6 protein-coding genes and 1 pseudogene are annotated in these 9,314 nt (G+C 66.2%); 5 read left to right on the top strand and 2 right to left on the bottom strand.

Annotated elements, in window-relative coordinates; genetic code table 11:
- Positions 1 to 22: 22 nt before the first annotated feature.
- The gene (locus tag N805_RS13790; RefSeq protein ID WP_019473150.1) at positions 23 to 970 is read left to right on the top strand and encodes an alpha/beta hydrolase; all 948 of its coding nucleotides are present in this window, start codon (positions 23 to 25) and stop codon (positions 968 to 970) included.
- A 158-nt stretch (positions 971 to 1,128) separates the two neighbouring features.
- Here N805_RS13790 and N805_RS13785 read toward each other — a convergent pair.
- A pseudogene (locus tag N805_RS13785) lies at positions 1,129 to 1,728 on the bottom strand (GNAT family N-acetyltransferase); the annotation flags it as partial.
- A 14-nt stretch (positions 1,729 to 1,742) separates the two neighbouring features.
- Positions 1,743 to 3,071, bottom strand: coding sequence for a lysine N(6)-hydroxylase/L-ornithine N(5)-oxygenase family protein (locus tag N805_RS13780; protein ID WP_019473152.1), 1,329 nt, complete (start codon positions 3,069 to 3,071; stop codon positions 1,743 to 1,745).
- Between the two features lie 251 nt (positions 3,072 to 3,322).
- On the opposite strand from N805_RS13780, the gene N805_RS13775 reads away from it, so the two are divergent.
- The 4 genes from N805_RS13775 (at position 3,323) to N805_RS13760 (ending at position 9,257) form a co-directional block, all read left to right on the top strand.
- A complete protein-coding gene (locus N805_RS13775; protein WP_050551690.1) occupies positions 3,323 to 4,285 on the top strand; it encodes a FecR family protein in 963 nt (320 codons plus the stop codon).
- A 201-nt stretch (positions 4,286 to 4,486) separates the two neighbouring features.
- Entirely contained in the window at positions 4,487 to 6,154 is a 1,668-nt protein-coding gene (locus N805_RS13770) for a cyclic peptide export ABC transporter (RefSeq protein ID WP_019473154.1), read from the top strand.
- Positions 6,151 to 6,858, top strand: a complete 708-nt coding sequence (gene fhuF, locus N805_RS13765; RefSeq protein WP_019473155.1) for a siderophore-iron reductase FhuF — start codon at positions 6,151 to 6,153, stop codon at positions 6,856 to 6,858. Before N805_RS13770 ends, fhuF begins: the two co-directional genes overlap by 4 nt.
- Before the next feature lie 20 nt (positions 6,859 to 6,878).
- A complete protein-coding gene (locus N805_RS13760) occupies positions 6,879 to 9,257 on the top strand; it encodes a TonB-dependent siderophore receptor (protein WP_019473156.1) in 2,379 nt (792 codons plus the stop codon).
- Positions 9,258 to 9,314: the final 57 nt, after the last annotated feature.

Raw genomic sequence — 9,314 nt, 5'->3', positions numbered from 1 at the left:
TGCCTTTCAAGGATTACCCCGCATGTCACTGCACCCTGAATTGAGCGCGTTCCTGGACCTGGTAGAGGAGGGCCGACTCGCCGGCCGCCCGCCGCTGCATGCCCTGAGCGCGCAGGACGCGCGTGAGGAGTTCGAGCAAGCCTCGCGCGGGCTGGTCTGGGCCTTGCCGCAGGTGCAGCGCCTGCCGCTGAGTGCCCGCAGCCGCGACGGCGCAGCGCTGGGCTTGCGCCTGTACCGGCCGCAGCAGGCCGGCGATGGCCCGTTGCCGGTGTTGCTGTACTTTCATGGGGGTGGCTATGTGGTCGGCAGCCTGGACTCCCACGACGGCATTTGTGCCGAGCTTGCCGCGCGCACGCCTTGCGCGGTGTTGGCGGTGGATTACCGCCGGGCGCCGGAGCAGCGTTTCCCGACGGCGGTGTTCGATGCCGAGGACGCTTTGGCCTGGCTACAGGCCGAGGGCGCAGCCCATGGTCTGGACGCTGCCCGCCTGGCCGTGGGCGGTGACAGCGCCGGGGCGACACTGGCCACCGTGCTGGCGATTCAGGCAGCACGGGCGGGCACGCCGCAGATTCGCTTGCAACTGTTGTGCTACCCCAGCACCGATGCGTCGCGGACCACGGTGTCCAACGACTTGTTCGACGAGGGTTACCTGCTGGAGAGCGCAACGCTGGAGTGGTTCTACCAGCAGTACCAGCGCACCGCGGACGACCGGCTGGACTGGCGCTTCTCGCCATTGCTGTGTGATGACCTGAGCGGTGTGGCACCGGCCTTCGTCGCCCTTGCGCAGTACGACCCGCTGCTGGATGAGGGCCAGGCCTATGCCGAGCGGTTGCAGCAAGCGGGGGTGTCGGTGCACTGCCAGCGTTATGCCGCGACCCATGACCTGTTGCGCATGGGGGCGATAATGCCGGGGATCGATGAGGTGTATGGGCAACTGGCGGGGAGCCTGGGGGCGGCATTGTGCAGGTGAGGTGGCGAGTGTACGCCTAGTGTTTTCAGCGCCTGTCGGCCCTCACGCGGTGCCTTGGGTACCCAGTCGAGTCGATGGACCTTCAGAATCACTATCGCGGGGCAAGCCCGCTCCCATGCTGGAGTGTGAACAGGGAGCGGGCTTGCCCGGCGATGACCTCAGCCGGCCAGCACCGGCCCGAACGCCCTGCGCTCGAGCAGCATCAGCGCGGCGCGCTTGTGGGGGAAGTCGAACTCCTTCTCCTTGTGGAACCCGACCGACTCCATGTAGCCGATCATCTTCGCGTTGTCGGCCCGCGGCTCGGCCACCACGCGGGTGGTGCGCGGCTCGTCCAGCAGCAGCCAGCTCACCAGCGAGCGCAGCCAGCAGTCAACCTTGGCGGGCCCGCGGTGGTGTTCCTCGCCCACCAGCATGTGGATACCACGGTCGAATTCGCCGGCCGGGTAGAACGGCGCGATGCGGTCGTCCTGGGCCCAGTACACCTCGTAGTAGGCGAACGGCTCGTCGTCGAAGCAGCCGATCACGCTGAAGATATGCGGCGTGTCGGCGACTTTCTGCAGGTATTCGCGGTGCTCTTCGAGGCTGCCTTGTTCCTGCCAGAAGTGCGCTACCCGTGCGTTGTTCTGCCAGCGGTTGAAGCGCTCAAGGTCTGCCTCGATGTCCAGGGTCCGCAGCGAGAACCACGCCCCCACGCGCTCATCGAAACGCCGGTACAGCTCGCCGCAGGGGTTGCTGCGGGGCAGGACGGGGCTCAGCGGCCCGGTGCTCATGTTCATGCCGCAGTTTCCTTCAGGCCCTGGCGCTCAGCGCGTTGTTCGGCGGCCTCGGCGTGGGCCAGCAGGGCCTCGGAGATCTCCCAGGCGCGTGCCGGCAGTACCGATAGCAGGGTATCGCTCAGGCCGTGATTGGCCTCCGAGAAGCCCTGCACGAACACGCCGGCCTTCAGCGCCGGGGTAGCGCGCACGCGGTAGCTGCGCTCCACGTCGAAGTCGCCCAGGTATTCGCCCAGCGGCGCCAGCAGGGCCTTGTGCGATTTGCGCTCATAGCCGGTGGCGAGTATCACCGCATCGTAGTGGTGGGCCTCCTCCTGGCCGGTGGCGATATCGCGCATCTGCAGGCGCACGCCGTGCTCCTGGCTGCTGGCGTTGAGTACCTGGGTACGGCAGCGGAAGGCGTGGCGCTGTTTGCCCGACACTTTCTGGCGGTAGAAGATGCCGTAGATCTGCTCGATCAGGTTCAGGTCCACCACCGAGTAGTTGGTGTTGTGGAACTCGCTGATCAGCCGTTCGCGCTCGGTTTCGGGCTGGTCGAAGAACAGGTGGGTGTTTTCCGGGGCGAAGATCTGGTTGACGAACGGGCTGTCGTCCGCCGGCTTGAGCACTTCGCTGCGCAGCACCAGGTCGACGCGCACGTTGGGGAAGCTGTCGTTAAGGTCGATGAAGGCTTCGGCGGCGCTCTGCCCGCCGCCGACAACGGCGATGCTCATCGGCTCGCCGCGGGCGCAGCGCTGCTGGTTTATGCGGCTCAGGTACTGCGAGTGGTGGAATACCCGGGTGTCATCGCGCAGGCCCTGGAACACCGCGGGGATGCGCGGGGTGCCGCCGGTGCCGACTACCACCGAACGGGTGCGCCTACGGTGCTCGCGGCCGTGGCTGTCGACCGAGATCACGTCCAGCAGCTCGATGTCGCCACCGCCGCCGTTGACCGGCTCGATGCGATCGACGCGCTCGCCGTACTGGCACTGGTCGCTGAAGTGGGTGGCCACCCAGCGCAAATAGTCGCTGTACTCCATGCGGCAGGGGTAGAAGGTGCCGAGGTTGATGAAATCGATCAGGCGGCCGTGCTGCTGCAGGTAGTTGACGAAGCTGTAGCGGCTGGTGGCGTTGCGCAGGGTCACTAGGTCCTTGAGAAAGGAAATCTGCAGTTCGCTCTGGCTGACCAGGGTGTCGCCGTGCCAGTGGTAGTCGGTCTGACGGTCGAGGAACAGGCTGCGTGCGCGGCGAGCGCCGTTTTCGGCCTGTTCCTCGAGGGCGATGGCCAGGGCCAGGTTGGATGGGCCGAAGCCGACGCCGATGACGTCGAAGGGTTGGGTGCTGGGCATGCGCAGATCCTCCTTTGATGGGCGGCCCCGGGTCGCCGACAGGGGGCGGTGCAGGGGCGTTCATAGCCTTGACGAATGAGCGGCGGGGATGTTCAGCGATGCATGCGTCGGCGACAGGGTTAAATCCTAAAAACGCAGAGTTGGGGCCGCAGGCCACCACAAACCATTGACATGGAGTAAGCTTGGCGAAATTTCCACACCGCCAGTCGCACATGCCAACCCCTCCCAAAGCCCCTAAGACTCCCACCGAAATGGCCGCCGATTGGTGCGTGCGCCTGCATTTCGATGATGATTGCAGCGACGCCGACCGCATCGAATTCCTGCGCTGGTACGATGCCGACCCGGTGCATGCCGAGGAGTACCTGAAGATGTGCAAGGTGTGGCAGGTCAGCGCACAGCTGCCGCCGCGCCCTGCCGCACAGCTGCCGCCGCGCCCTGCCGCACCGGTGGTCCTACCTGTGCGCCGGCGGCGCTCGGGCGCCATGCTGGCGCGAGCCGCGGCGGTGCTGCTGGCGGTAGGGGGCGCCTGGACTGCAGGCTGGTCGTGGGGTGTACTGCCCGGCAGCGTGCGTTACTACATGGCCGAGCAGAGCCGCCGCCCGGTGCAACTGCCCGACCACAGCGAAGTGGAGCTGAACCAGCGCACCAGCCTGCTGTACCTGGGCTTTCGCGACCAGCGCCAGGTACTGCTGCGCGACGGCGAAGCGTATTTTGCCGTGCACCGCGACCTCGACAAGCCCTTCGTGATCAGCGCCGACAATGCGCGGGTGCGGGTGACCGGCACGCATTTCAACGTGTGGACCGCCGAGGTGCAGACCACCGTCACCGTGACCGAGGGCACCGTGCTGGTGTCGCGCAATGATGGCGGCGAGGGGCGTAACCAGGGCGCCGAGCTGACCGCCGGCATGCAGGCGGTGGTGCGCCATGGCCGCATGTTGCAGCTGGGCCGCACCGACCCTGCGCGGGCCCTGGCCTGGCGCAACGGCAAGCTGATGCTCGATGACATCAGCCTGCGCGACGCCCTGCCGCAGATCAACCGCTACCTCGACGTGCCGCTGCAGTTGGACGCCAGCAGCACGGCCGGCGAGCTGCGCTTTGGCGGCATCTACGACACCCGTGACCTGGGCCAGCTGGTCAAGGCCCTGCCACGGGTATTGCCGGTGCAGCTGCGCCAGGGTGATGGCGTGATCATGATCTCGTCGCGTGGAGGCTGAAGCGCGTGTACCCCCTGCAGGGGCAGGCTTGCCGGCGATGAGGCCAGTACAGGCAGCACAAGCCGGTATCCCCCGCAAAGATCGCATCGTTACCGGTTCCTGGTAGCCAGCGCGTCGGCACCCGCAGATCACTCAGAAAATTCGCTGAACAAAAGCCAACCTCATTCGTCGTTTAGGCAAGACCCGCCTGGAACTCCGACGATGAGCACTCCCCCTAACACCAACCTGCGTGAACTGACCCAGATCCTGCGGCCGTTCTGGCCGCTGCTGCTGGTCTCCACCGTGCTGGGTATTCTCGGCGGCCTGAGCATCACCGGCCTGCTGGCCACCATCAACCATGCCCTGCACACCGAAGGTGGCGCCAGCCGTGGCCTGCTGCTGGGCTTTGCCGGCCTGTGCCTGCTGGCACTGCTGGGCTCGGTGGTCTCGGACATCGGCACCAACTACGTCGGCCAGCATGTGATCGCCCGGCTGCGCAAGTCGCTGGGGCTGAAGATCCTCAGCGCGCCGATCGACCAGTTGGAGCGTTACCGCAGCCACCGGTTGATCCCGGTGCTGACCCACGACGTCGATACCATCAGCGATTTCGCCTTCGCCTTCGCACCGCTGGCAGTGTCGGCCAGCGTGACCCTGGGCTGCCTGGTGTACCTGGTGCAGCTGTCGCCGGCCATGTTCATCACCACCACCGTTGCCATCCTGCTGGGCTCGGTGGCGCAGTTCTATGCCCGCTCCCGGGGTATCAAGGGCTTCTTCGAGGCCCGGGATCTGGAAGACGACCTGCAAAAGCAGTACCGCTCCATCGCCGAGGGCGCCAAGGAGCTGCGCATCAACCGCCCGCGCCGCCTGCGCCTGCTGGGCGAGAGCATCGAAGGGACTGCTGACGCGATTTGCCAGAAACAGGTCAACTCGATCAATCAATTCGTCGTGGCCAAGGGCGTGGGTTCGACCCTTTTCTTCATCGTCATCGGCGTGGCGCTGGGGTTCCAGGCCATGTGGCCGAGCACCAGCACCGCCACCCTCAGCGGTTTCATCCTGGTGTTGCTGTATATGAAAGGCCCGCTGGAACACCTGCTGGGCACGCTGCCGAACATCGGCCGCGCCCAGGTGGCCTTCCGCCGGGTGGCGGAGCTTTCAGAGCTGTTCACCTCGCCCGAGCCATGCCTGCGCGAGGCCAAGGACGCCCCGGCACGCACCGCCATCGACAGCATCGAGTTGCGCGACGTGCACTACCAGTACACCACCGAGGAGGGCGCCCCGGGCTTTGCCATCGGCCCGGTCAACCTGTCGCTGCGCAAGGGCGAGATCGTGTTCATCGTCGGCGAGAACGGCGGCGGCAAGACCACCCTGATCAAGCTGCTGCTGGGCCTGTACGTGCCGCAAAGCGGCAGCGTGCTGCTGGACGGCGCACCGGTGGGTGAACAGCAGCGTGACGATTACCGCCAGCTGTTCACCACCGTGCTGTCGGACTTCTTCCTGTTCGAGGACCTGGTGCAGGCCGGCGGCGATGTTCCGGCCGATGCCATGGCCTACCTGGAGCGCCTGGAGATCGCCCACAAGGTCAGCCTCGATGATGGCCGCTTCTCCACCCTCGACCTGTCCACCGGCCAGCGCAAGCGCTTGGCGCTGCTGCAGGCCTGGACCGAAGGCCGCCCGGTGCTGGTGTTCGACGAGTGGGCCGCTGACCAGGACCCGACCTTCCGCCGCATCTTTTACACCGAGCTGCTGCCCGACCTGCAGCGCCTGGGCAAGACCATCGTGGTGATTTCCCACGATGACCGTTACTTCGACGCTGCCGACACCTTGCTGCGCATCGAGCAGGGTCGCCTGGTACGCCAGCACGCCGGCGCCACCGAGGCCGACCTGACGTGACGCTGGCCGAGCGCCTGCCGGCGGACCTGCAGCCCCTGGCCGCACGCTGGCGGCAGTTGCCGCACAGCGACGCGCCGTCGCTGAACCGCTGGCTGGAGCCCGAACTGCTAGGCGCTGCCCTGGCGCGCTATGCCCGCACCTGGCCTCAGGCCGACCCGCGGGCGGTGGCTTCGCAGTGGCACCAGGAAAGTTGCGCGCTGCTGCTGCCGCCGCTGTTACTGGGGGGGCTGCTGGAGGCCGAACCGCCGAGCCTGGACCCCGCCCGGCTGCGCATGACCGTGGATGTCCAAGGCGCGCCGGCCGAGCTGCACCTGCCGCAGCCCACAGGCGCGGTGCCCGGCGAACGCAATGGCGCGCGCCTGCTGGACCTGCTGCACGAACAACTGCTGCAGCCCTCGATCAGCCGCTTCGCCGCGCACACCGGGCTGGCGCCGCGGCTGCTGTGGGGCAACGTGGCGCTGTGCATCGATTGGGTGCTGGACATGGCCCAGGCCTGCCTGCCGGACCGCGCGCTGGGGGAAGCACGCGCGCACTTTCGCGATACCCGACGGCAGGATGCCTGTGGTGCCTTGCGTGCAGCCCTGCGGCGCGATGCCGTCGGGGTGACGCGGCGGGTTTGCTGCCTGCGTGAGCGCCTGCCGTTGCAGCGCTGCGTGGTATGCCCGCTGGCCAGGCGCCAGAACCTCATCAAAACGCCAACATAACCATAATCGTCAGGAGCATCATGAGCGCCTTTTCGTTGAATCAACCGGCCTGCCGACTGCGCCGCTGCATCGCCGCCGCCACCCTGGGCCTGGCCATCGCCGCCGCGCAGCCGGTCCAGGCCGAGCCTGTGCGCATCGACATCCCGCCCAAACCGCTGGCCTCGGCGCTGTCCGACCTGGGCAACCAGGCCAACCTGCAGATCATCTACAAACAGGACACCGTCTCGGGCCTGCGCAGCCGCGGCGTGTCGGGGCAGATGGAGCCGGAAGAGGCGCTGCGCCAATTGCTGCAGGGCACCTCGATCGCCTACCGCATCGAAGGCAACCACGTAACCTTGCAGGGCAGCAGTGACGATGCGGCATTGATGCTGCCGAGCACCAGTATCTCCGGCCAGGCCTACAGCTCGGTGACGCCGGATGACGGCTACGTGGCCAAGCGCGCTTCGGCGGGTACCAAGACCGACACGCCAATCCTGGAGACCCCGTACTCGGTGTCGGTGGTGACCCGCGAGCAGATCCAGGCCCAGCAGCCCAAGACCGTGGCCCAGGCCCTGCGTTACACCCCGGGCATCAACGCGGAGCTTGCCGGCCCGCAGTTCGTCACCGACCAGCTGACCATCCGCGGCTTCCAGCAGGGCACCGGGCGCATGCTGCGCGATGGCACCCGTACCTTTCTGCCGGACTTTCTAGGGTGGGACGCCCCTGAACCCTATGGCCTGGAGCGCATCGAAGTGCTGCGCGGGGCAAGCTCAGTGCTGTACGGTGCCTCCGACCCCGGTGGCCAGATCAACCTGGTGAGCAAACGCCCGACCACCGAGCCGCTGCGCCAGGTGCAGGTGCAGGGAGGCAACCACGACTACAAGCAGGCGGCCTTCGACCTGGGTGACAAGCTGGACGAGGAGGGCGTGTGGAGCTACCGCCTGACCGGCCTGTTCCGCGAAGCCGATGCCCAGGCCGATCACATCACCAACCGCCGCGAGTACCTGGCGCCAGCGGTGAGTTTCCGGCCCAACGCCGACACCGAGCTGACCGTGCTGGCCGAGTACCAGAAGCAGACCGGCAACTTCGCCAACCCGCTGCCGGCCCAGGGCACGGTGTTCCACGACCCGCGCGGCCGCCTGGACCGTGATACCTATGTCGGCGACAGCGCCTATGACTACATGACCAACGAGAAGACCTCGCTGGGCTATGTGTTCGAGCACCACCTGGACGAGATCTGGACCCTGCGCCAGAACGTGCGCTACAGCGACTACCGCCAGTCCAGCGCGGAGATTGCCATCCTCATGCCGGTGGGCGACGAGTACATGCGCTACGCCGATGAGCGCAAGGGCGATGGCCGCCTGTTCACCATGGACAACCAGGTGCAGGCCAACTTCGCTACCGGCCCGGTGGAACACACCCTGCTGACTGGCGTGGACTACAACAACGGCAAGTTCGACCAGGACCAGGCGCTGAATCTGATCAACGGCACCTTTGATGTGTACAACCCGGTGTATGGCCAGCCGTTGGGCTTCACCCCGTTCAGCCGCGCCAGCTACGAACAGAAGCTGTCGCAGACCGGCCTGTACCTGCAGGATCAACTCAAGATCGACAAGTGGGTGTTCCTGCTCGGTGGCCGCTACGACTGGGCCAACAACCAGAAGGACGACCGCGCCCCGCAGACGCAGAAGGACGAGAAGTTCAGCGGCCGCGCCGGTATCGTCTACCTGTTCGACAACGGCCTTGCCCCCTATGCCAGCTACAGCGAGTCGTTCCTGCCGGTGATGGGCGTGACCGCCAACAACTCGCAACTCGACCCCGAGGTCGGCAAGCAGTATGAAGTGGGTGTGAAGTACGAGCCGCCGGGCTCCAACAGCTTGTACACCCTGGCGGTGTTCGACCTGACCAAGCAGAACGCCACCGAGAACGTCAACGGCTTCTCCCGCCAAGATGGCGAGGTGCGTTCCCAGGGTGTGGAGCTGGAAGCCAAGACCGAGATCAGCAAGGGCTTCAACGTGATCGGCAGCTACACCTGGAATGATGTCGAGGTGACCAAGTCGGACATAGGCACCAAGGGCAACACGCCGTTCCGCATCCCCGAGCACATGGCCTCGATCTGGGGTGACTACAGCTTCCAGGGCGGCCTGCTGGAAGGCCTGCGTATTGGCGCCGGCGCCCGTTACGTGGGCAGTACCTACGGTGACACGGCCAACAGCTTCAAGGTCGACAGCTACACGGTGGTTGACGCGCTGGTGGCCTACAGCCTGGGCAAGGTGGACACGTCGCTGGATGGGGTGGAAGTGTCACTGAACGCCACCAACCTGTTCGACGAGGACTACGTGGCCGGCTGCTTCAGCAACGTGGGTTGCCAGTATGGGCAGCAGCGTACGGTGTACGGGACTGTTACCTACAACTGGTAATCGATTTCCGCCAGCTTCTGCCGGGGCGCCTTTGTCTCGATAGGCATGCAGCGGCTC

It is taken from the genome of Pseudomonas putida S13.1.2 (assembly GCF_000498395.2).
GTDB classification, from domain to species: Bacteria; Pseudomonadota; Gammaproteobacteria; order Pseudomonadales; family Pseudomonadaceae; genus Aquipseudomonas; species Aquipseudomonas putida_Q.
This window is presented reverse-complemented; position numbering and strand designations above follow the sequence as displayed.